21 protein-coding genes and 5 pseudogenes are annotated in these 22,345 nt (G+C 57.1%); 16 read left to right on the top strand and 10 right to left on the bottom strand.

Annotation, left to right across the window (positions count from 1 at the left end; translation table 11 throughout):
* The first annotated feature begins 185 nt into the window (after nt 1-185).
* Complete coding sequence (locus tag QN399_RS07580; protein WP_322179073.1) at nt 186-1,865, top strand: APC family permease; 1,680 nt, start codon at nt 186-188, stop codon at nt 1,863-1,865.
* Between the two features lie 182 nt (nt 1,866-2,047).
* Nucleotides 2,048-3,088 (top strand): GGDEF domain-containing protein, encoded by a 1,041-nt coding sequence (locus QN399_RS07575; protein WP_322179072.1) that lies wholly within the window; start codon nt 2,048-2,050, stop codon nt 3,086-3,088.
* A gap of 246 nt (nt 3,089-3,334) precedes the next feature.
* On the opposite strand, the pseudogene QN399_RS07570 reads toward QN399_RS07575, so the two are convergent.
* Nucleotides 3,335-3,625: pseudogene (locus QN399_RS07570) on the bottom strand (IS630 family transposase); the annotation flags it as partial.
* A 119-nt stretch (nt 3,626-3,744) separates the two neighbouring features.
* On the opposite strand from QN399_RS07570, the pseudogene QN399_RS07565 reads away from it, so the two are divergent.
* Together QN399_RS07565 and tnpB are read left to right on the top strand one after the other, a co-directional pair.
* Nucleotides 3,745-4,236, top strand: a pseudogene (locus QN399_RS07565) (electron transfer flavoprotein subunit alpha/FixB family protein); the annotation flags it as partial.
* A gap of 301 nt (nt 4,237-4,537) precedes the next feature.
* Nucleotides 4,538-4,666, top strand: a complete 129-nt coding sequence (gene tnpB, locus QN399_RS26800; RefSeq protein WP_369125131.1) for an IS66 family insertion sequence element accessory protein TnpB — start codon at nt 4,538-4,540, stop codon at nt 4,664-4,666.
* 5 nt (nt 4,667-4,671) lie between these two features.
* Here tnpB and QN399_RS07560 read toward each other — a convergent pair whose 3' ends face one another.
* Nucleotides 4,672-5,556, bottom strand: coding sequence for a LysR family transcriptional regulator (locus QN399_RS07560; RefSeq protein ID WP_330200771.1), 885 nt, complete (start codon nt 5,554-5,556; stop codon nt 4,672-4,674).
* 132 nt (nt 5,557-5,688) lie between these two features.
* On the opposite strand from QN399_RS07560, the gene lldD reads away from it, so the two are divergent.
* From lldD to QN399_RS07545, 3 genes and pseudogenes are all read left to right on the top strand, one after another.
* Nucleotides 5,689-6,831 (top strand): FMN-dependent L-lactate dehydrogenase LldD, encoded by a 1,143-nt coding sequence (gene lldD, locus QN399_RS07555; protein WP_322179070.1) that lies wholly within the window; start codon nt 5,689-5,691, stop codon nt 6,829-6,831.
* An 8-nt stretch (nt 6,832-6,839) separates the two neighbouring features.
* On the top strand, nt 6,840-7,856 hold the full coding sequence (locus QN399_RS07550; RefSeq protein WP_322179069.1) for an FUSC family protein: 1,017 nt from the start codon (nt 6,840-6,842) through the stop codon (nt 7,854-7,856).
* Between the two features lie 121 nt (nt 7,857-7,977).
* Nucleotides 7,978-8,319 (top strand): annotated as a pseudogene (locus QN399_RS07545) (transposase); the annotation flags it as partial.
* A 233-nt stretch (nt 8,320-8,552) separates the two neighbouring features.
* On the opposite strand, the pseudogene QN399_RS07540 reads toward QN399_RS07545, so the two are convergent.
* Nucleotides 8,553-8,654: pseudogene (locus QN399_RS07540) on the bottom strand (AAA family ATPase); the annotation flags it as partial.
* Between the two features lie 112 nt (nt 8,655-8,766).
* A pseudogene (locus QN399_RS07535) lies at nt 8,767-8,969 on the bottom strand (IS5/IS1182 family transposase); the annotation flags it as partial.
* A 296-nt stretch (nt 8,970-9,265) separates the two neighbouring features.
* Here QN399_RS07535 and QN399_RS07530 point away from each other — a divergent pair.
* Both QN399_RS07530 and QN399_RS07525 read left to right on the top strand, forming a co-directional pair.
* The gene (locus QN399_RS07530) at nt 9,266-10,054 is read left to right on the top strand and encodes a glycosyltransferase (RefSeq protein ID WP_322179068.1); all 789 of its coding nucleotides are present in this window, start codon (nt 9,266-9,268) and stop codon (nt 10,052-10,054) included.
* Nucleotides 10,055-10,182: 128 nt separating this feature from the next.
* A complete protein-coding gene (locus QN399_RS07525) occupies nt 10,183-10,575 on the top strand; it encodes an NUDIX domain-containing protein (RefSeq protein ID WP_322179067.1) in 393 nt (130 codons plus the stop codon).
* Nucleotides 10,576-10,658: 83 nt separating this feature from the next.
* Here QN399_RS07525 and QN399_RS07520 read toward each other — a convergent pair whose 3' ends face one another.
* Nucleotides 10,659-11,099 (bottom strand): GNAT family N-acetyltransferase, encoded by a 441-nt coding sequence (locus tag QN399_RS07520; RefSeq protein ID WP_322179066.1) that lies wholly within the window; start codon nt 11,097-11,099, stop codon nt 10,659-10,661.
* Nucleotides 11,100-11,354: 255 nt separating this feature from the next.
* Here QN399_RS07520 and QN399_RS07515 point away from each other — a divergent pair, with 255 nt between their 5' ends.
* Nucleotides 11,355-11,783 carry a GNAT family N-acetyltransferase gene (locus QN399_RS07515; protein ID WP_322179065.1) on the top strand — a complete coding sequence of 143 codons (429 nt, stop codon included), beginning with the start codon at nt 11,355-11,357 and terminating at the stop codon, nt 11,781-11,783.
* A gap of 100 nt (nt 11,784-11,883) precedes the next feature.
* Here the strand turns inward: QN399_RS07515 and QN399_RS07510 are convergent, their stop codons facing one another.
* Nucleotides 11,884-12,273: a hypothetical protein gene (locus QN399_RS07510; RefSeq protein WP_322179064.1), complete on the bottom strand. Its 390-nt coding sequence runs from the start codon at nt 12,271-12,273 to the stop codon at nt 11,884-11,886.
* Nucleotides 12,274-12,462: 189 nt separating this feature from the next.
* Here QN399_RS07510 and QN399_RS07505 point away from each other — a divergent pair, with 189 nt between their 5' ends.
* Together QN399_RS07505 and thpR are read left to right on the top strand one after the other, a co-directional pair.
* Nucleotides 12,463-12,768: a pentapeptide repeat-containing protein gene (locus tag QN399_RS07505; protein ID WP_322179063.1), complete on the top strand. Its 306-nt coding sequence runs from the start codon at nt 12,463-12,465 to the stop codon at nt 12,766-12,768.
* 85 nt (nt 12,769-12,853) lie between these two features.
* Nucleotides 12,854-13,399, top strand: a complete 546-nt coding sequence (gene thpR / locus QN399_RS07500; RefSeq protein ID WP_322217789.1) for an RNA 2',3'-cyclic phosphodiesterase — start codon at nt 12,854-12,856, stop codon at nt 13,397-13,399.
* A 47-nt stretch (nt 13,400-13,446) separates the two neighbouring features.
* Here thpR and QN399_RS07495 read toward each other — a convergent pair whose 3' ends face one another.
* On the bottom strand, nt 13,447-14,067 hold the full coding sequence (locus tag QN399_RS07495; RefSeq protein WP_322183137.1) for a cell wall hydrolase: 621 nt from the start codon (nt 14,065-14,067) through the stop codon (nt 13,447-13,449).
* A 148-nt stretch (nt 14,068-14,215) separates the two neighbouring features.
* Here QN399_RS07495 and QN399_RS07490 point away from each other — a divergent pair, with 148 nt between their 5' ends.
* Together QN399_RS07490 and QN399_RS07485 are read left to right on the top strand one after the other, a co-directional pair.
* Nucleotides 14,216-14,986, top strand: a complete 771-nt coding sequence (locus tag QN399_RS07490; protein WP_330200770.1) for a phytanoyl-CoA dioxygenase family protein — start codon at nt 14,216-14,218, stop codon at nt 14,984-14,986.
* Nucleotides 14,987-15,119: 133 nt separating this feature from the next.
* Nucleotides 15,120-15,971 (top strand): CAP domain-containing protein, encoded by an 852-nt coding sequence (locus QN399_RS07485; protein WP_322216547.1) that lies wholly within the window; start codon nt 15,120-15,122, stop codon nt 15,969-15,971.
* Nucleotides 15,972-15,989: 18 nt separating this feature from the next.
* Here QN399_RS07485 and QN399_RS07480 read toward each other — a convergent pair whose 3' ends face one another.
* Nucleotides 15,990-16,712, bottom strand: a complete 723-nt coding sequence (locus QN399_RS07480) for a GNAT family N-acetyltransferase (protein WP_322179060.1) — start codon at nt 16,710-16,712, stop codon at nt 15,990-15,992.
* Nucleotides 16,713-16,906: 194 nt separating this feature from the next.
* The gene (locus tag QN399_RS07475; protein WP_322179059.1) at nt 16,907-17,947 is read right to left on the bottom strand and encodes a formylglycine-generating enzyme family protein; all 1,041 of its coding nucleotides are present in this window, start codon (nt 17,945-17,947) and stop codon (nt 16,907-16,909) included.
* A gap of 346 nt (nt 17,948-18,293) precedes the next feature.
* On the opposite strand from QN399_RS07475, the gene QN399_RS07470 reads away from it, so the two are divergent.
* The gene (locus QN399_RS07470; RefSeq protein ID WP_330200769.1) at nt 18,294-20,825 is read left to right on the top strand and encodes an arylsulfatase; all 2,532 of its coding nucleotides are present in this window, start codon (nt 18,294-18,296) and stop codon (nt 20,823-20,825) included.
* Nucleotides 20,826-21,106: 281 nt separating this feature from the next.
* Nucleotides 21,107-21,826 carry a phosphatidylcholine synthase gene (pcsA, locus tag QN399_RS07465; protein WP_322179057.1) on the top strand — a complete coding sequence of 240 codons (720 nt, stop codon included), beginning with the start codon at nt 21,107-21,109 and terminating at the stop codon, nt 21,824-21,826.
* Between the two features lie 153 nt (nt 21,827-21,979).
* Here pcsA and QN399_RS07460 read toward each other — a convergent pair whose 3' ends face one another.
* Nucleotides 21,980-22,327, bottom strand: a complete 348-nt coding sequence (locus QN399_RS07460) for a hypothetical protein (RefSeq protein WP_322179056.1) — start codon at nt 22,325-22,327, stop codon at nt 21,980-21,982.
* Nucleotides 22,328-22,345 lie beyond the last annotated feature (18 nt).

The following is a 22,345-nucleotide window of genomic DNA, read 5'->3' as shown; positions in this document are numbered from 1 at the left end:
CTGTTAATCGAACACTGTTACTGCGTTGCCAACCAGCGAGACCAAGAGTCTTTAAACAAGACCGCAAGCACTCGCTGACCGGCACCCTGACGTCTGCCGAATACGCTGTTCCGGCTCGACGGAGGGGATGCTGGTTCAACTTCCGACTGCCCCCGACAACTCTACTTACACATGGGATAACAGAAATGGAAGCGACTACGTTCGAGACCGTACCGCAGGAAGGCCAGACGGCCGGCAGCCTGCATCGCAAAATTGACTGGAGAGGTGCGTTCTGGGTCGCCAGCGGCGTACCGGCACTGGTCTTGTTCTCCATTGGTGCGATTGCCGCAACGGTGGGTAAACCGGCATGGATCGTCTGGATCATTTCGATCCTGTTCGGCTTTATCCAGGCCTTCACCTACGCCGAAATCGCCGGGTTGTTTCCGCATAAATCCGGTGGTGCATCGGTCTATGGTGCCGTGGCCTGGGTGCGTTACAGCAAGCTGATCGCCCCGGTGTCCGTGTGGTGCAACTGGCTGGCGTGGTCGCCGGTGCTATCCATTGGTTCGGGGCTGGCGGCCGGCTATATCCTCACTGCGTTGTTTGCACCCGATGCACTGATCAATACGTGGCAGTTAACGCTGCTGGACCTTGGCTGGATCAAAAGCGGGTTGTCCCTGCGCCTGAACGCAACCTTCCTCGTGGGCGTGGTGATTCTGCTCGGGGTGTTCGCGGTGCAACACGGCGGCATCCTGCGCTCGGCGCGCCTGACCTTGATCCTCGGCGTCACCTCACTGATCCCGCTGCTGTTGGTCGGCGTGGTGCCGTTGCTGACCGGCGATGCCACCCACGCTAACTTCCTGCCGCTGTATCCCTTGGCTCACGATGCTGGCGGGCTGGTCATTGATGGCGCCTGGGACATTTCCGGTTGGTCGTTGATGGCCGGTGGCTTGTTCATGGCCGCGTGGTCGACCTACGGTTTCGAGACCGCCGTGTGCTACACCCGCGAGTTCAAAGACCCTAAGCGTGACACCTTCAAGGCGATTTTCTATGCCGGTCTGCTGTGCATTCTGGTGTTCACCCTAGTGCCCATGGCATTTCAGGGCAGCCTGGGTCTCGGTCAACTGGTCAGCGCGGCGGTGGTGGATGCCAACGGCGTAATCACCACCCCAGCGGTCTACAGCGGCCTGCTGTCCCCGGCTATCTACAGTGGCATGGGCGTGGGTCAGGCCATGGCCGACAGCATCGGTGGCGGCAAGCTAGTCGCCAATATCGTCCTGATTATGCTGATCCTCGCCACCTTGCTGGCGATCATGACCTCGATGTCCGGCTCGTCGCGCACCTTGTACCAGGCCTCCGTGGATGGCTGGCTGCCGAAATACCTGGGCCGCACCAACGAACACGGTGCCCCCACCGCAGCCATGTGGACCGACCTGTCGTTCAACCTGCTGCTGTTGCTGATGTCCGACTACGTGTTCGTCCTCGCGGCGTCCAACGTCAGCTACATCATCTTCAACTTCCTCAACCTCAACGCCGGCTGGATCCACCGCATGGACCGCCCGGACTGGGTGCGCCCGTACAAAGCGCCAACCGTGTTGCTGGTCCTGGGGGGCGTACTGAGCTTCGTCAACCTCGCGTGCATGGGCCTTGGCGCCGACATCTGGGGCGCAGGCACCCTGTTCACCGGCGTGCTGCTGGCGCTGCTGATCATCCCGGTGTTCTTCTATCGGCACTACGTACAAGACAAGGGCCGCTTCCCGGCCGCCATGATGACCGACCTGTATATCCAGGCAGATGACGGCGCCAGGCGCGCAGGCATATTGCCGTATGTGACGTTGGCTGCGGGTGTGCTGGTGGTGTACTTCTGCCATCGGTTGTTGGCGTGAAGGACTGAGCCGCTGAACCTTGAGTGACGGGCGAAGAGACAGGCCTGGAGGTGCAATCTACGTACTGTAGATGAGCCTTCCGGGCCTGTTTATTTATACAAAACCCTGCTTGTTTTGTGAGTCGTCGCGAACGGTGGAACCTTGCTGTATATTCGCCAAAAATAAACAACAACAGTGACGTTATGAACCCATCAAAGAAGCGTGCGACTGCCCTGGCACTCTATCCAGAAGATACCCGCGAGGCAGCGGCCCTGCTGAAGCAAGCTGTACCTTTGATGGTGCGTCATAACATTGCGCCCAACCCGGTGCACTACGCCCTCTGGTACACCTACAGCAAAGGCCAGGCACCAGAACTCAATCGCCACCTGGATCGGGTTGTCCGAGACTTCGACTATTTCCCCCCGGAGTCCGCTGCCAAGCTTTTTCGCGAATACATCATCCACGACGAACTGGAGGATGCCCGCATCGGTCAGCAACAAGCGATCAGTCTGGTAGACGGCATGGAGCGCGACGTTTCGCATAACGTGAAGGGCAATATCAACTTTCAGGCGAGCCTTGGGTATTGCCTAGAAATGCTTGATGAGCCGATCGATGATCGATTACCCAGCATACTCAGCGAGCTGCAACAGAGCACCCAGCTCATGCAGGATCAGCAAGAGCTTTTCCTGTCCCAGCTGCATGCTGCTCAAAGTGAAATCAAGAACCTGCGAGGCAAGCTTGAACGTGCCCAGCTGGCCGCGACGCTGGACGGTCTGACCCAGGTGTTCAACCGGGATACCTTCACCCGGCTGCTGGAGCAAGCGCTAAGCAACGCGCCCCAGACTGTGGCCTTGGTCATGCTGGATATCGATCACTTCAAGCAATTCAATGACCAGTACGGTCACCCTTTAGGTGACCGCGTGCTCCAACACGTCGGCCAGGTGCTACGGGACTCACTTCCCCCTCACGCTGCGGCGGCCCGCTACGGCGGTGAAGAGTTCTGCGTCATCCTGAACCAGTGCACCGATCTCGGCAGCGCCCATGCCTTCGCCGAGCAACTGCGCCTGAAAATCCAGTCATTACGGATCAAGGCTCGTAAAGCTGACAAAGTACTCGACACGATAACGGCCTCCTTTGGTGTCGCACTCTTCGAAGCCGATGACACCCTGGAAAGCCTTGTCACTCGTGCCGATGACGCGCTTTACCAAGCCAAACGCAATGGGCGTAACCGAGTGCACCGGTAATCAACCCTCGGCGAGCGGTTGCCTTAGCCGCGACGCTCATATCGAGCGACGGGGTTAGTTTGTTTGGCAGGCTCACGTCTGCTAAAGCCAGGGCGTAGCATCCAGTGGTTCATTTCGGCAAAGCCGGCTTTGCCGGGAAGTGACCAGAGAGGGTCAGATTTCGAGCCTTTGCAGGCAGTCACTACAGGCAACAATCGGCCAACATCGTTGAAAAACATTTATCTAGTGTACTGTTTTCAAAATAGCTTACCCATTCATCTGCGCTTCCATCACATCGCGTGCTCGCCGAATCTTGCTCAAAATCTCCTCTCCCTTTGCGTTCCAAACGTACCGGGTCGGTTGCGCGTTTCGTAATGCCAGGAAGGTGGTAATCGAGCTTTCCAGCTCGCGTACGCAGCCGAAACTGCCGTCGCGTAAGAACACGGTAATGTCCCTGAAAAATCGCTCGACCATGTTCATCCAGGAGCTGGAGATCGGTGTGAAATACACATGGAAGCGCGGATGTTTCGCGAGCAAGGCCTTCACCTTTGCATGCTTGTCAAGTCATCGGCAGCCCATAGCTTGTGGACGGTGGTCGCCGAGATGCCAGCGGCACGGGCCATGCTTCGAATGTTGCGCCGCTAGTGACTAGCCTGATGCTCGAACAACACACAATTTACAGCCATGTCCTGGCCTCGGCTACGTCCAACGGCAAGAACATCCTGCCGCGCGTTGCTGCGCAGCTGGACGTAGACCAGATATCCGAGATCATCTCGGTTGAAAGCACTGACACCTTCAAGCGCCCGATCTACGCTGGTAACGCCATTGCCACCCTACAGTCCAACGCAGCGGTCAAGGTCATCACCTTGCGTGCCACCGGTTTTGACCCGGTGGCTGGTGAAGGTGGTTCGGCGGCTGTTGAAGCGGTGACGGCTGCTCACGACGCGGAAATTTCCAGCTTCGTCGGGGAAGAACTGGCCAAGTCCGATCGGCCGGAACTGACCGCTGCCAAGATCGTCGTTTCCGGCGGTCGCGATATGCAGAACGGTCAGGCCGGCAAAATCGTTGCGCCCCAGCTGTACATCGCCGTCGGTATTTCCGGTGCGATCCAGCACCTGGCCGGTATGAAAGACTCCACAGTGATCGTGGCGATCAACAGGGATGAAGAAATCTATAACGCGCCCAACATTTCGGGGTCAGATCAAATTAAGTGGACACCATTTCTAGCTCTATTTAAGCCGATTCCTCATGCAGCCAAAACGCCTCTCCTATCTCAAATCATTCAAGGCCCAAGTCATCCAGGAGTGCCTCGAACCCGACGCCACTATCGAAGTTCCACATGCTCGTGGCACCGTAGATGTAAGTTGGTCAGTCGAGAGGTCAGGTGCCTGCGCAGGTTTCCTTCGAGACCTGCTGCGATGATTCGCATCGACGCGATCTGGCTTGCCGTCGAACCCATGGACGCGCGCGATGGCACTGAAACCGCACAGTGCTTATCTTTTCGCCAACCGCCGCGCCAATCGGTTGAAAGTCTTGGTTCACGATGGCTTTTGGATTTGGCTGGCTGCTCGTCGCTTGAACCAGGGCCGTTTCGTCTGATCTGGTCACTTCCTCATTGCTCTAGCCACCGCCAACCAAGCCCCCGCCGCAGGCGACAAATGCGCGTCCTTGCGCCACGCCAACGCGATATACCAATCCGTATCCGGCTCATCCAGCGCCACCAACCGAATCCCGCCGTGATAGTGCTTCTGCGCCAGCATCCTCGGCAAAAACGCCACACCCAGCCCCGCTGAAACCAGATCCACAATAAAGTCGACCTGACCGCTGCGTGCTGTCACCTTGGGCGTAACGCCCTTGCGGTCGCACGCCACCTGAATCATGGTATTCAGTGCAAACCCTTCCTCGAAAAGGATAAACGGCGTATCGGCCAAGTCTGCGATGTCGACGCTGTTGCGTTCGGCCATTGGGTGGTTCTCTGCCATAACGACCACCAGTGGCTCGATGCGCACATCCTGGTAATCGAACTCTTCGTTAAACGATTTCATCTTTAACAGCGCAGCCAGGTCTACCTCTCCCGACTTCAGGCATTCATTCAGTTTCCTTGCGCCGTGTTCAATGAGTTGAATTTCGATATTCGGGTAGCGGGCGCGGTATTCGGTGAACATTGCGGCGAAGAGTACGCCGCTGGCCACGGGTGGCAGGCCGATGCGCAGTACGCCACCTTTGAGACCGCGCAGGTCGTTGACTTCGGCGATGAGATCGTTGTGTTCGGCCAGTAAGACGAGGGCGCGGCGATATACGATTGCGCCGGCGGCGGTTAGTTCGCTTCGGTGGCAGATGCGGTTCAACAGCGGCGTGCCTAGGTCATCTTCCAGGGTCTTGACGGCCTTGCTGACGGTGGATTGGGTAAGGGAGACCACTTCGGCAGCCTGGGAGAAGCCGCCTTGGCGCACAACTTCGACAAAGGCGCGTAATGTTCGAAGGTTCATGAGTATTCCATTTACGACTTAATTGTAGTTGCAAAAGTTGTTATTATCATAGTCGATATTTCCTTACTCTGAACCTACAGCGAATGCCTTGCGGCCTCGTTTAGTAGACTTCTTCCCCAAGGAAAAACCGTCATGATTATTTCGTCGGCGTCTGATTACCGCGAAGCGGCCAAACGCAAACTTCCGCGTTTTCTGTTTGATTACATCGATGGCGGTGCCTATGCAGAGCACACGCTACGAGCCAATTGTTCGGACTTGGCCGATATCAGTTTGCGTCAGCGCATCCTCAAGAATGTCGACAACTTGAGCCTGGAAACCACGCTCTTTGGTGAACCACTTGATATGCCGATTATCCTCAGCCCCGTAGGCCTGACCGGCATGTATGCGCGCAGGGGTGAGGTGCAGGCGGCCAAGGCAGCGGCGAAAAAGGGGATTCCGTTCTGCCTGTCGACGGTGTCGGTGTGCTCCATTGAGGAAGTAGCGTCGCAGAGCGCGCAGTCGATCTGGTTTCAGCTGTATGTGCTCAAAGACCGTGGCTTTATGAAGAACGCCCTGGAGCGTGCTAAGGCTGCCGGGGTCAAAACGCTGGTGTTCACGGTCGATATGCCGACGCCCGGCGCCCGTTATCGCGATGCTCACTCCGGTATGTCCGGGCCGTACGCCGCACCTCGGCGCATTTTGCAGGCCATGACCAAACCGGACTGGGCGTTGAATGTTGGCCTCCTCGGTCGCCCTCATGATCTGGGCAATATCTCCAAATACCTGGGCAAGGCCACCACGCTGGAGGACTACGTGGGCTGGCTGGCGAACAACTTCGACCCGTCCATCAGCTGGAAAGATCTGGAGTGGATACGCGAGTTCTGGAAAGGCCCGATGATCATCAAAGGCATTCTCGACCCGCAGGATGCCAAGGATGCGGTGAGCTTCGGGGCGGACGGCATTGTGGTATCCAACCACGGTGGCCGTCAGCTGGATGGCGTGCTGTCCACGGTCAAGGCGTTGCCGCCGATTGCCCAGGCTGTCGGCAGTGATCTGACGGTGTTAGTCGACTCCGGTATTCGCTCGGGTCTTGATGTGGTGCGCATGCTCGCCCTGGGCGCCAAAAGCGTGTTGCTCGGGCGCTCGACGGTCTATGCGCTGGCCGCCGATGGGCAGCGTGGTGTAGAGAATATGCTGGAGATTTTTGCCAAGGAAATGCGTGTGGCCATGACGTTGACCGGGGTGACGTCGATTGAGCAGATCGACGCAAGTACCCTGGTTCAAGCAGCCGTTTGAAGGCCGCCATGCAGCATTCATTGCCCGCCAAAGCGCTCCAATCACTGCGTAGGCTGCACGATATCCCTGTGGGCGAGGTCGTGTGCGGAGGTATTGTCTGTACCGCTCCCGCGTTGCTGGCGGCTTATCTGCATAACCCTTTGTTCAGCTGGTCAGCGATTGCCGCCTTCTGGACCTACCTGTCGCTGGTGACTGGAGGCTTTTGGACGCGACTGTCACTCGCCCTATCATTCGGTGTCGCGGGCGCCCTGGCTTCGGGGCTCGGCGCCTGGACGGTCGCCTATCCGCCCGTCGTGATCGTGCTCGCCGCGATCACAGGTTTTGGCGGCGCCGTGGCCCAAGGCGGCGGAACGCGAATCGGGTTGCCTGCCCTGTTGGCGGCGACGGCCTTCGCGGTTTCAACCGCTTTCCCCGGTAAAGACTTTGCCCACGGCATGACCTACGCCACTTACTTTCTCTACGGCAATCTGTGGGCCACGGGCTTTGCCCTGCTGCTGTGGCGCATTGAAAAGCCCCATGCAACTTCAATAACAGAGGCTGCCCAGGCGAGCTTCACGCTTACGTCTGACCTCACCCTTCACGGGCTGCGTGTCGGCTTGGCGGCGGCGATCTCGGTGGGGCTCGTCCAATACTGGAGGCTGGACCATGGCTACTGGATGACCTTGACGGTATTTTTCATCATGCAGCCCAAGTTTTCCGGCACCTTGAAAACCTCGCTTGAACGGGTCGCAGGCACCTTGCTCGGCAGCCTGTTGGCCGCCGCCCTGGGGTCGTTCATTCACTCGCCCCTGTTATTGGCAGCGCTGATCCTGCCGCTCTCGATTGGCACGCTGGCAGGGCGATCTATCAGTTACAGAGCCTACATACTGTTTCTGACACCGCACTTTATTCTCGTTGCAGAGCTGGGCCAGCCGTCTGCGTCGGAACTGGGGCTGAGCATTCTTCGGGTCTGTAACAGCCTTGGTGGGGCATTGCTGGCTGTCGGGATTTCACTGTTGGTTTATCCGTGGTGTGGGCGGCGCTGAGCAGCCTTCCTCTTGCGACCACTACCCTACCTCTGTTGGCGGAAAATACGCGCTACAAGAAGCACACCGCCGCACAACAAGGTAATGCCGTTCATCACTGCAGCGCTAGGCAAGGCGCCGGCTGGCTTGGATGGTGGAGGAAAAAGATATCGAGCCACATGTGCCGGTTTGGGACAAAACCGAGCGTAAAAACGGCAGTCTCTCGAGTACCGACTTTCAATGGAATGAAGAGGCGCGCGATGTTGCTCGGCGAATAGCCGCGACGCCGCAATATGTGTGCTCCCGCCACGAACGGAAGAAAGTCGAAATGTTGTTCGCTCACCTCGAGCGAATCTTGAAAGTGGATCGCTTGCGATTGCGAGGTATGAGCGGTGCGAGCGATGAGTTCACGTTAGCGGCAGCGATACAAAACTTGAGAAGGCTGGCCAAACTGAAATCCCACTGGCCGCCAACTACGGGATAGGTGTGCCTGAATTTACCAAAAAACCTCCAATCAACCCACTGACAAAGCTGCACCGTCAACGCAGAACCGAATAACCACTCAACGTGGTAAATAAGCTCTGAAGTGACTGCTAACCTCGAAGTCTCGCAGCCTGAAAAAGTCGGCCCCGGTTTCCACCTGCGGATTCCACGCCACATGGGCACTCGTTCCACATTCACGTGGACAGGCAGTCGCAGCGACGCAGGTTCGCATTGTTAACCTGAAGTACCCGCTGTCGTCAATTTCGTCGAGCGCCTGCGCATCGATTCGCCTTTGAGTTCAATGCGGTAAGCAATGACACCCCTACTCAGAATTGCTGTTTAGAACCCTGAAATATTGCCCGCAATGGCCCACGAATGGTTTTGCAAATGTGGACGCCGCTCGCCGCTTGGTTTATCCGCTGGTACAAATCAGCACCGCCACAACCGCATCCAGACGGCTGAACTGAATCCGATTGAGATAGTCGTAGATATAGATCTTCAGCAAGACCGCTGGGTGGTTAGCCCGACGACCAGTTGCAGCAGGATCGACACCCTCAAACCCGAGTGCCCCAAGGTGAGTTCATCGACAAAAACATCGACCATACGCACCGAATTTTCTTCCGCCACGTAATCGTCCAAACAGTCCGGCACCCAGGTGACTTGGCGATGGCCTCAGTGGGCATTGGACAGGGTTGTGGTCGATTCCAAGTGACCGCCTCTTTACTGATACTTTACCAATCGCTGACATTAATGTTCACCGCTTGCTTGATACTCCCTATCAACGGAGTTAGGCGCTGTATCGGAAATCTGCCTTGAGTCGACTGTTTGATTCGCGTTTGGCGGTGACGCTTAATGCACTCACGGAGACAAACACGTTGGCCAGAGGTGTATTGAAAACGGCCAAGCCATCGGTAACAAAAAATAAAGTGATAGAGGTTTGACGAACAATGTCCCATTCCACTCCAACCAAGACAAACTACAGTGTTGTGTTGGTTAATTACAAATCACTTGAGCTTACCAAGGCGTGTTTGGACCTGTTGCGCCAGGGGTTGCAAGATTCTGGAACACCCGTCTGGGTCGTGGATAACTACTCGGACGACGCGAGCAGTGAGTACCTGCGCACGTTGAACTGGATCAACCTGATTGAGCGCAAAAAAACCACGCCTGAGGCCGGAAGCGTTGCCCACGGTCGGGCGCTGGATACTGCGTTGGATAAGATCGATACTGAATACGTATTTTTGTTGCATACCGATACGCTCATTTATGATCTGAATGTTTTTTCCATGATGATCGGCCAGTGTACGGGTCCACGTGAGGTTGCGGCTGTTGGATGTGTAGAACAGTTGAATCGAGGCATGGGTCGATCGGCCTGGCGCTTGGCTACCCGTTTTATCAAACACTACGTTCGGCGTAGCTTGCGAGCGTTGGGCCTGAACGCAAAAGAACCGAAACCGTTCAGAGAAAAACATTTAAAGAGCTTTTGTACCCTGTGGAATGTGCGATTGATTAAAAAGCACGGGCTGCACTTCCTGACGGACGACCGCAACCCCGGCTATGAACTACAAGATAGAATGGCCGCGTGGGGATATCAGATTGTTTTTTTGTCCCCACGGAAAATATTCAGCTACCTTGATCATATCCAGGGTGGGACAATTTCAGCCATGGGCGGTTATGCGGGCAGTCACCGAAGAGTAAAGATGTATAATCAACTGACTAAAGAGAAACCTCTTTTTTAAAAACTTACAACTCAGATAACGATAATAATCCGACGATTCACCCTGAATATTGCAAAACTCCAATTTTTAAAATCAACACCCGCCTTGAGCAATGTTGCTCTGATCGTGCTTACCCAAGGGGACATGACATGCCAAGCGTTATCCACATTGCAGCCGCTCTCTTACTCAACCCACAAGGGAAAGCCCTGCTGGTGCGAAAACGCGGCACCACCGCCTTCATGCAACCCGGTGGCAAGATTGAACCCAACGAACGTCCGGAGCAGGCCCTGGTGCGTGAACTGAATGAAGAACTGGGAATAACCATCGATTCTGCAAGCACCCGGTATCTCGGGCGATTCAGCGCGCCCGCCGCCAACGAACCTGGCTTCGAAGTCCGCTGCGAACTGTTCGAGGTCAGGATCGAGGGCGATGTCATACCCGCTGCCGAAATCGAGGAAGCTGTGTGGGTTGATGCACACCAACCCCTGATCCTGGAGCTGGCGCCATTGACACGAGATCACGTTCTGCCCCTCATCAAATGACCGGGTTACCCCCAATCACCAAGCTGTGCGCTTTCACACAGCCCGTGCAGTTCATTCAGAAGGCTAGAAAAACACAGGCCGTTTCAGGCCAGCCGTTTCAAAAAGTGATGGCAGGAAATCTGATAGTGGCGCTGCATGTAGAGTCGATGAGCTGCGCTCCTATCCGTGCCAACCCCAGAGTCAAGATGCACGGCCGAGCAACCCAGGCGCACTGCTTCGGCCTCAGCCCAATCGAGTAATTTCGAGGCATGGCCTTTGCCGCGCCACTGAGGCAGGGTCGCAATGTCCACTATGTAGAAAGACTTTCCTAACCAGAGAGAAAACTGAATCCTATAGCTCAATACACTTACAGCTGAGGTCGAACCATCTTCCCAAAGCCCGACAAGGTTGTAGCCATTGGGGCGAAGTAACTCGTCGATTGTCGAAGTAATCTCAGCCGGTGAGTATCGCGGCCACAACTCACATAAGGCCGCCGCTGCCTGGTCTGTGTCGGCGGCACTTATTGAATTAATGGTGAACGACATAAAACTCTCCTTGGGTAATTCACGCCGGGCGACTCAGTTGTCGTCAACCCTAATGGTTATTGATGCATGAGCGCAACCTGCGGGAAAGTTGCAGGGTGAATATCAGTTGCGAGGGGGATTAGTCGTGTCGGCCGATCAATCCATTGGAGATCGCGGCGTTTTGCAAGCGAGTCGTCGCGCAAGCAGCATCGCCATCCAGCGTTTACAATCATGCCGCGTATTGATTTCTGCCGACAACGCCGCACAGGAGAACTTATGACCGATACCCCTTACTGTTTCAGCTTAGGCGCTGATGCCGAGGCCATGGCTGTGGTGCGCCAAGGTCTGGAACGCTTCAATGTGGAGCAGATAGGCCCCTACGCCTACGAGGATTTCCAGCTCTATGCCCGCGATAGCGGCGGCCAGGTAATAGGAGGCATGTTCGGCCATTTCGGGATGGGCTGGCTCTACATTGACTATCTTTGGTTGAACGATACCCTGCGCAGCCATGGTCTAGGCGGTAAGTTGCTGAAGAGAGCAGAGGATGAAGCGCAACGTCGGGGTTGTAAGGGCTTGTTCCTCTACACCTACAGCTTCCAGGCGCCCGACTTCTATCAGAAGCAGGGCTTCCAGATAATGGGCGTGCTGGAAGATTGCCCGCCCGGACACCAGCGCTACTACCTGAAAAAAACACTCAAGGAGTAAGGCTATTGTCCGGTTTATCGATCCCGGGAAAACGGGGTAGATTTACTTTCCATAGCCTGGGCGTCAGCTTTGGGTGGATCTCTACCCGTAACGCGCGCCCTCAGCCAATACCGTGATCGTCGGGATGTCGCGATGGCACCAGGGTCGGGCTACGATCGCAGAGGCTAATCACCAGCCGCGCCACCAGGTCATGCAAGATAATGGTGTGGCGGTTGCCCGCAGTTTCGTAGTGCTGCTTGATCTTTGCCTTTAGGTCCCGATCACCACTGACCTCAACCAGGATATCCACCTCGCCAACGGCCTCGACCATCGCTATCGGGTCCGAGAAGCAGGGGATCTGCTGCTCGCGGGCCAAGGTCATCCCGGTGGAGTTGGGATCAAGGTCCGCGACACCGAGAACCTGAATGTAGTCATACTGCAGCAGTTCACGCAGCAGCGGTGAGCCGGTACGGCCTGCGCCGATCACGGCGATGCTGATGTTTTGCGACATGGGGGCAAACTCCTTTTCCGAATGACACGCCATGATGGCTTGAAGCCAGCATGCTAACAGCTTTGCCCTGGATACCAACATGCAGCACAGCGCCGCAGGCGTACGACCCTCCCCACTGAGCCGAATCAGGCAAGCTTCACCGGCTGTAAGCTGACCGAAGCCAACTTCACCCAAGTGTCGGCGCTTGGCATGACGTTCAGCGATACGCTTCTTATTGGCGCGTATTTGCCGGGGTTCTCGTTCTACAAGACGGAAATCGACAACCTTGATCTGTCCGATGCGGAGCTGACTGATGCCGACTTTCGCCATGCGGTGTTCGTCGGTGGCAGCCTGGCCAATGCCCGAGTGAACGGTGCGCGGTTCGACAATGCGGATCTGCGCGATACCAGTCTTCAAGGGCTGAAGCTGACTGACGCCAAGCTGTTCAAGGGATCGATCATCTCGAGAGCCCAGGCCGGGATGTTGCTGTCCGGCCTGGGCCTTACGGTAGCGTGAGCCTGACCGGATGCTTTGCGCTATCGTGAGTGATCAAATGGCACTCATTTCAACCAAGTCAAACTGCGACCTGGAGGGGCAAGGCATGGGTCGTGAAGCTCGTGAGCAAGGCGAACCGCTCAAGCGTCTGTTTTTCGCCCTGCCCTGCGCAGATGCACAACGCCGGGCCATCGCCCAATGGCGAAGCGCTCTTGAGCTAAGCGGCGGACGCCCAGTGCCTGCGGAAAATTTTCATTTGACGCTGATGTTTCTGGGCTCTGTTGCTGTGAGCCAAATCCCGGACATCTGCGCCGCTGCCGCACGGATTAGAACGCCAGGCAGGCCGTGGACTGTACCTCTCGACCGCCTGGATGTATGGCCTCAATCCAACGTTTTATTACTCGCTCCAGCACAGTCGCCACGGGTTTTACGCCAGCTGGTCTATGCCTTGCAACAGGCGCTGTTACCCCTTGGGTTTGTGGACGCCGCCCGTGAGTTTCGCCCTCACCTGACCTTGATGCGGGACTATCGAGCACCTGTCCCTGAGTCCAACACTCCACCAGACTTTCACCTAAGCGCCAGACACCTCATCCTATTCGAGTCGCACAAAGGCCGCTATCGACCGCTGGCCGAATGGCCTCTGGTTTCGTAGACGCCCGCCCCGCCCATTCGGATAGGTATTGTCTGCTCAGCCAAGGCCTATCGTGCTGTGCCATCGTGAGGCTTATAGAAGAGAAACTTCCCGGTCTCGGCTGTTTTGATATAGTCCTTGGCCCAGTCGGGCGACACGTTCTTGCCGTGGAAATACATAGCGCCGTGGGTTCGGTCTGTGAGTTCTTGGTTGAGCGCTTTTCGCGCTATTTCCTTGGCAATCGCATAAGGAGCGTCCTCTTCTACCTGATCCGAACGCCCATCACACCACCACGAAAACTGACAGGCATGCTTTTCAGAGCCTTGCTTGACCACCGCGCACACCGTATCTGGAAAACCCTCATGGCCAAGTCGGTTCATGACAACGCTGGCGACGGCTTCCATGTCGGCAGAGGCCCCGCCTTTGGCTTCCCAGTAGACGGAGCGTGCAAGACAGGTAATTGCATCGTCCAAAGGTGCTTTCCCTACGGGATCGACCGCCTGCGCTTCAGGTTGCGTGATGGCCTCGGCCTTGGGCGCAGGTGTCGCGCTCCCCTTCTCTGCAGCTTTCTGCTCCAGGACCTGGGCTTTGTCCACCGCCGCTTCTTTATTTTGCTCTTGGTCAGCCGCAATCGCCGGCTTCCCGAGAAGGGCTATTGCGAAGCAGATTGCTATCCCTATAAGGCGCATAGTCGAACCTTCTTGACTCATGTAGTGGTCAAATCATTCCAACAGACTACATGCTACGCTTTTGCTGTCAGCTGACCACTCGGCCACTGGTGAAAAGCCCTCAGTGCCAGTATGAGTTGGCGCTATCTGCGTTTTCCGGGGGCGCGACATGACCGCCACAGAGATATTGTCATCAATGACCGCCAGCCGTCTTGAGGCGTTGCACCGAGACGGCTTCGTACTGCTGCCCGGAGTGCTGGAGGGTTCGCAAATAACCACGCTGCGCAAGGCTATCGACTGCCTTGACCCGCAGCATTGGGACTACAGCGGCCTGCTCGATCATTACAAGTGCGTGTTCAACCGCGACCCGTTGTGGCTGCCGTTTCTCGACCTGAGCGGGATCATCGAGCTGGCCGAGGCTGCTCTAGGAACCGATTGCCACATCATCGGCCAGACCGCCTGGCGCTGCCATCCCGGCTTCGTCGGTACCGAACTGCATCTGGACTACCTGGTGATGGAGCTGCCGCAAAGCCTGCTGGGCGACCCCTCGTTCGAGTTGCCGATGCAGATCTGCACCGCGCACCTCTACCTCGACGATATTGATGCAGACCTCAGCCCCACTCGGGTTATCCCGGGTAGCCACCGGGCCGGGCGTCCGCCGACTGACGGTGAAAACCAGTGGCAAGGCTGTACTGCACAGCCGGTGCTGTGCCGGGCCGGGGACGTACTGATGTTTCGCAGCGAACTGTGGCACGCAGGTAGCAACAACCAAACCCTCGACCGCACGCGCTACCTGTTGCAGGTGCACTACGGCCGGCGCATGGTGGCGCAGAAATTCGCGCCCTATCTGCACTGGCGCTTCAACCCCATAGTGTTGGCGGCGGCCTCGCCACGTCAGCGGCGTCTGTTGGGAGAGCATCAGGAAGCGGAATACGATTGACCCTTTGACTTGATGTCACCTGACGCGAAATATGTCGCATCTGCCAAACATTTTCGGTTCGACGTGAAAAGGCGTTGCGCTAGGTGGGGCGAAATCGCGCATCATGGGCGCAGTCAGTTAAAGAGAGACTTCCATGCGCGTCCTATCATCCGTTATGCGTATTGCCGCATTGTCCCTGGGCCTGGTGTGCGCCGCCACTGCCGTGGCGACCGAGGACACCCAACTGGTCGAGTCGATCAACGCTTACCGCAGCCAAGTGCAGCGCTGCGCGGGCCAGGCATCCCAGGAGTTGCCACCGCTAGCGTCCGATCCGCGCCTGGTCCTGCCCGCCAATAGTGTCGGAGACCTGCAGCAGGCGCTGGCGCGGGCGACCTATCCGATGGTCAACGTGCAGGCGATCAGCCTGTCCGGGCCGCGTGATGCGCAGTCGGCCATGACGGCTGTGCGAGAGAGCTTTTGCCAAGTCGTGCTGGACCCGCAATTCGTCGATATCGGCGTGAGCCAGGAGGGCCGTGAGTGGCGCATCGTGCTGGCGCGTCCGATGTTGGCTGGGCGCTTGGGCGACTGGCAAGCGGAAGGACAGAAGCTCCTCGAAATGATCAACACCGCACGCACGCGGCCGCGCCAGTGCGGCGCCCAATCCTTTGCGGCCACGACACCGCTGACCTGGAACGCGATGCTCGCGACGGCAGCCGAGAACCATGCCCGAGCAATGGCTAACAACAACTTCTTTGATCATAAAGGCCGCGATGGCCACACACCGGGCGACCGGGCTGAACTGGCAGGCTACGTCGGTCAGCAAATCGGCGAAAACATTGCCGCCGGGCAGGACATCGCGCGCAAGGTGGTCGATGGCTGGCTCGCCAGCTCCGGTCACTGCGCCAACCTGATGAACCCACAATTCCGCGAGCTGGGCGCAGCCTATGCGGTTGATCCGAAGAGTGATGCGGGGATTTACTGGACGGCTATGTTCGGCTCGCAGTGAGTGCCTGAACGCATCATCCTAGAGCACGCGTGGCCCACGCCCGCTGTTTTGCGCCGCAGCCTCTCCAAGACGCTCCAGCACAAAGGCCTTCGCGTGACGTGTCATTTGGTCGAGATGTCGGTCGCGCTGCTTCTCGGCATCCACCATCGCTTTTTTCCCATGTTGCTGAAGCAGATAAGTATGAATCTGCCGCACCTCCACAGTTTTATAGATAGGCGCTACGTCCAGCACCGCCAACAGGCTGTCCGTACCGTGGTCACGGGTATTCATGAGCACCTGAGGACCGCGCACGCCCACAACCTGAAACCTCATTGACTCGAAATACGGCACCTTGGCAACGAAGCAGGCCAGCTCGGCATGAGGGTATCGACCGACCATTTCCTGCAGCATCGCGCGCGCAACACCCCGACGTCGGTGACTTGCCTGCACAGCCATATAGGCCACTGCACAGGCTTCTGGATCGTTCTTCACTGGCAGATACAGCAAGAAGCCGACGACTGCGCAAGGGTCCTGAGCATCCAACGCTACGATCAACTCGACCGGAATACCTTTGGAGCCGTCCATAGCGTCCAGATAGAGATGAACCTCGTATCCGATACCGTATTGATACAGGTTGTAGAGGGGATTGCTCGGTGCGATCGCCACCATACTAATGTCGGTTACGTAATCGACGACCATCTGCAAAATCTGGCTTTTGATGGACTCGGGCGGCGGGGTTTCAAAGAGGGTGATGGTGGACATTACGTATCTGACTCCGGGACTAAGGCGTGCCCGTGACTTGAAGGATCAGCGCCGGGCGGGCTCATCATAACGTGTCTTCACGCTAACAAAGTGTTGCGCGGTTTGCCCTCTGCCCTCCCCCAGCCGCCAGAACGTCGTTGCGGCGCTACCGCGTTGATAAACCGCTATACCTTCTTCGCGCCTGCGTATCGCATTCAGCGGCTTTTTCCCCATTGATCATTACTCATCGCCAAGCGAAACCCGAGGTGCGACATGGCATTCATCGGATCCGCCCCCTGCCTGGCGCTGGTTCGAAAGCTCGTGCAGTAGCTGTCACTGCAAAGAAAAGATCCACCGCGAATCACACGCTGCGGTGCATTGGCTGTTACCCCGAGTGCCGGGTCATAACTCTGGAGCGGACCCATCGGGTTAAACGATACTTCGCCAGCCGGCTGAAGCTTGAGCCCTACTCTGAACGCATCAGCGCGATACCAATCGGCGATCCACTGCCAAACGTTCCCTGACATGTCGTACAGCCCATAAGCGTTGGGCCTGTAACTGCCTACAGGCTGGGTGCCAATCTTGAATTTATTGCGGGACCCTGTAACAGGGAACGGTTGTACCTCATTCCAGGTATTGGCCATCTTTTCGCCGCCCGGCGTGAAATCACTCCCCCATGCATAGTCCGCTTGTTCCAGCCCGCCTCTTGCGGCGTATTCCCATTCAGCCTCGGTCAACAGGCGCTTGTGTGCCCACTTTGCGTACGCCTCTGCATCCTCATGTGAAACCTGAACGACCGGATGGGTTTCCTTGCCTTCGATTGTACTGTCGGGGCCAGACGGGTGGCGCCAGTCAGCCCCCTGGACAAACGCCCACCACTGGCTGAAATCATTCAGGGGGATTGGCCTGTCTGCGCCCACAAAAACCAATGCCCCGGGCACCATGACGCTGTCATCCGGTTCTGGCGTACCAGGTGATAGCTGTACTTTCAGATCATCCCATTTGGGTTTGCGTTCGGCAGTGGTCACGTAATGTGTTTCAGAAATAAAACGGGCGTAATCTGCGTTGGTAACGTCGTTGCGGTCAATCCAATAACCATCGAGTCGAACCTTATGGGCAGGCCCCTCATTGGGTCGCGCCTTCTTATGATCGCTCCCCATCAAGAATTCACCGGGAGGAATCCAGACCATATCCAAAGGGCCATTTTTCCCATCACCCAGCGTCAAAGGCGATGGACCACGAATGTACTGATTCACAGCAAAAGCCAGGCAGGCAGACACTACCCCGACTGCGACTATGGCAATGCCCCAGCGCCGTTTCCTGACAAGCATTTGTGCGCCCCTTGGTTTCCTTCAGGCTGAGGTCATTGCTCAGCCTTTCTGACGTCAGGATCAGTTATAGACACCGTACCTCTCTTGTCAAAGGGCATACGGGTTACAGACAGCGCCAGAACTTCAGCGCCAGCGAGCCGCACGGCGAGATTGATCAGGCTTACGGCTGTCGGTTAAAACAGGACAACCCGAGCCAAATTTGAACCAAAAGCTATCATCAGCCTGAGCAGTAACCGACACGTAGCGGCGCATGCCCGCACCGGAGCACATGATGAGTGTCCCTCGTTCAACCTCAGCTCGGCGAACTGTCCACCCCTTACTACGATGCCTAGCCCTTGGCCTCGGTGTATTCATCGGCTGCGCACACGCCGATCAACTCAATGGCCCCCCCGGCGCAACCAGCACCACCCGAGTGATTTCCGGGCAGCAGCTACCCCCGCCCGACCTGCCGTTCGAGGGCTCGATCACGGACATCGCGCAAAGCTCAAAACCCTACTGGCCGGCGACGATAGTCCCGCCCAAGGGCGCGCCGAATGTGTTGCTGATAATCACCGACGACGCCGGCTATGGTGTGTCCAGTACCTTTGGCGGGGTGATCCCGACGCCGAGCATGGATCGCATCGCGGCCAACGGCCTGCGCTTCAACGACTTCAACTCCACCGCACTGTGCTCGCCTACCCGCGCAGCGCTCATTACCGGACGCAACCATCACTCGGTCGGCTTCGGGACTGTTTCAGAAGCCGCCACCGGCTATCCCGGCTATGACAGCGTCATTGAAAAGGACACGGCGACTGTCGGCCGCATACTGCAGGAGAATGGGTACCACACCTCCTGGTTCGGCAAGGATCACAACACTCCCGCCTTCCAGGCCAGCCAGGCCGGCCCCTTCGATCAGTGGCCAACCGGCATGGGCTTTGAGTACTTCTACGGTTTTGTCGGTGGTGACACCAATCAGTGGCAACCCAACCTGTTCCGCAACACCACACCGATCTATCCGTTCGAGGGCAAGCCCGGCTGGAACCTGACCACGGGGATGGCCGACGATGCGATCGACTACATGCAACGCATGAACGCGCTGACGCCGGACCGACCGTTCTTTGTCTACTACGCGCCCGGAGGCACCCACGCGCCGCACCACCCGACGCAGGAGTGGATCAAGAAAATCAGCGACATGCACCTCTTCGACGGCGGCTGGAACCAGCTGCGCGAGACCATTTTCGCCAACCAGAAGAAGCTCGGCGTGGTCCCGCCGAATACCCTGCTGACGCCTTGGCCAACAGATCTGCTACCCGAATGGGACAGCCTGAGCGCCGACCAGAAGAAGCTGTATATCCGCCAGGCTGAGGTGTTCGCCGCTTATGAGGCCTACACCGACCACGAGATTGGCCGGGTGATCCAGACTGTCGAGGATATGGGCAAGCAGGACAACACCCTGATCATCTATATCACTGGCGACAATGGCACCAGCTCTGAAGGGCAGATGTTCGGTACACCCAACGAAGTCGCCATGTTCAACGGCGTGCAAATACCGGTCGAGTTGCAGCTGAAGAAATTCTATGACGCCTGGGGCACCGACCAGACCTATAACCACATGGCCGCTGGCTGGGCCTGGGCCTTCGATGTGCCCTTCACGTGGGTCAAGCAGGTAGCTTCGCACATGGGCGGCGTGCGCCAGGGCATGGCGATTTCCTGGCCTGCGCGGATCACTGACAAGGGCGGCATCCGCTCCCAGTTCCACCACGTCATCGACATCGTACCGACCATCCTGGAGGCCGCCGGCATCAGTGCGCCAAAGCTGGTGAATGGCATTGTCCAGAAACCGATCGAGGGCACCAGCCTGCTCTACACCTTCGACAAGGCCAACGCCGAAGCGCCCTCTACCCACAAGACCCAGTACTTCGAGATGATGGGCGACCATGCTCTCTATCACGACGGCTGGATCGCCAGTACCAAGGTCGTGCGGGCACCGTGGGACATGACCGCCAAAGCAACCGATCCGATGAAGATGGAATGGGAGCTGTACAACCTGAACGAGGACTACTCGCAGTCCACCGATCTGGCGACGCAACATCCCGAAAAGCTCAAGCAGATGCAGGCCATGTTTATGGACGAGGCGCGCAAGTATCAGGTACTGCCGCTGGATACCTCGGTACTGCCACGGATGATCGCCCCGAGACCGAGCATTACAGCCGGGCGCAATATTTTTACCTGGACCCATCCGCTGATTGGTACGCCCAATGGTGACGCGCCGAGCGTGCTGAATACCTCCTACACCTTCACTGCCGAGGTGGAGGTTGCGCAAAACGGCGCCGAAGGCATGCTGATCACCCAAGGCGGACGCTTCGCCGGCTACGGTTTCTATGTCCTGAAGAGTAAACCGGTGTTCCTGTGGAACCTGATCGATCTGGAGCGAGTGCGCTGGGAAGGTGCCGACGCACTCACGCCGGGTAAGCATGTGCTGGAGTTCGACTTCAAGTACGACGGCCTGGGCGCTGAAACTCTGGGGTTCAACAATTTCTCCGGTGTCGGTCGCGGCGGTATGGGCACCCTCAAGGTGGATGGCAAGGTGGCGGATCAACACAAAATGGACCACAGTTTGCCCTTCACCCTGGCATGGGACGAAAGTCTGGATATCGGCTCTGACACCCTCACCGGGGTCAACGACGCCGATTATCTGCCGCCGTTCACCTTCACCGGCAAGCTGAACAAGATCACCCTGAAGATCGACCGGCCTCAGCTAAGCAAAGCCGATATCGAGAAACTGGAGCAAGCCCAGCGCGCCATCGAAAGCGGCAAAGAGTAAGGCCCGAGGTCGAAAGCGAACCGCGGGAGACCTTTCGACCGGCTTCCCTTGAAGCCACGCCATAGTTGTAGAGTTTTTTGTTTGCCGCTCGCAGCCACTGCGAGCAACACAGCTTAGAAGTACTGTCCTGCCAAGCCACAAAGTGAGTCGCAGCCCCAAATACGTCTTGCCGGTGAACCTTATCACCGGATACCCGGTCGATAGTTGCAACCTAGCTTGCTTTTCCGGTGACCCCGTCGAGGGTGGTCACCGGACTGCTTTACTTCCTGGAGAACGTCCCCGTGATATCGACTCTACGCATAGCCAGACTCAAAGCATGGGGCGCCCATGGTTTTACCGCCACCGGCGTGGTCACTGCTTTTTTGGCGACCATCGCATTATTCGAGAATCAACCTAAAGCCTGCCTGCTGTGGTTAGGCGTCGCTCTGATAGTGGATGGACTGGACGGTGCGCTGGCCCGCAAGGTCAATGTTCAATCCGTACTGCCGGGTTTCGACGGGTCCGTCCTGGATCTTGTCATCGACTACCTGACGTATGTATTTATCCCGGCCCTGTTCATCTATCGCTATATCCCGCTGCCGGACTACACGCTGCTGCTGACCATATCGCTAATCCTGGTGTCGTCGCTCTTTTGCTTCTGCAACGTGAACATGAAGAGCAAGGACAACTACTTTCAAGGCTTCCCTGCAGCGTGGAACGTCGTCACCCTGTGTATTTACATCATCTCCCCAACGCCCTGGCTAACGCTGATCACCATTATCGGGTTGGCACTATTGACCCTGACCCGGATCAAATTCCTTCACCCCTTCCGCGTCCGTCGGTTCATGCCAATCAACATTGCAGTGACGTCCATTTGGCTACTGTGCAGCCTGTCGCTGGTTGTAAACCATCCCTCCAGCAACCCGATGGTGATAGGGCTGTGGCTCGCGATGTCAGCGTATTTTTTGGGCATCTGCGCCTGGCGCACGTCAGTGGAGTGGCTCGACAGTTCGCGTGCATGAAGATAACGGGGTCAGCGGCAGCAGGCGAACGCTCCACTCGGATTTTTCACACAGTGAATCGCCCCTGATTTTGCAGGCACATCCGAAGAGCTGCTTCCGGCTGATTTGAGCAAATGTCCAAGGCCCGCATTGCGGGCCTTGAATTATTGTGGATTAGAAGGGAAACGGCAGTGGGGAAACCACTGCATTCAGGTGGCTCAGGAAGAGAAAACCGGAAACCAGTACCGCATTGATCGACCAGGCCACCGTTAGAAAGCGAGCGATCTGACCGTACATGGGCTCACCGACATTATCCGCATTGCGCCATACAGCATTGAGCACGCAAGCGGTATAAACCACAAAACTTAGCAACATGAGGCCAAACAGAGACGTGACAACCTGATTAAAGGCCATCAGGATCAGGCCAAACAGTACATTGCTGAGCACTACGCCATAGAGCCAGAAGACCACCCACAGCGGGGTGCTACCCTGCGAGTTCAACCACTGCTGAAGCTTGCTCATCACGTCTCCCAGGGCCAC

This window comes from Pseudomonas sp. 10C3 (genome assembly GCF_036346185.1).
Taxonomy (GTDB): Bacteria; Pseudomonadota; Gammaproteobacteria; order Pseudomonadales; family Pseudomonadaceae; genus Aquipseudomonas.
The sequence above is the reverse complement of the archived record's forward strand: the minus strand, read 5'-3'. Positions and strand labels throughout refer to the sequence as shown.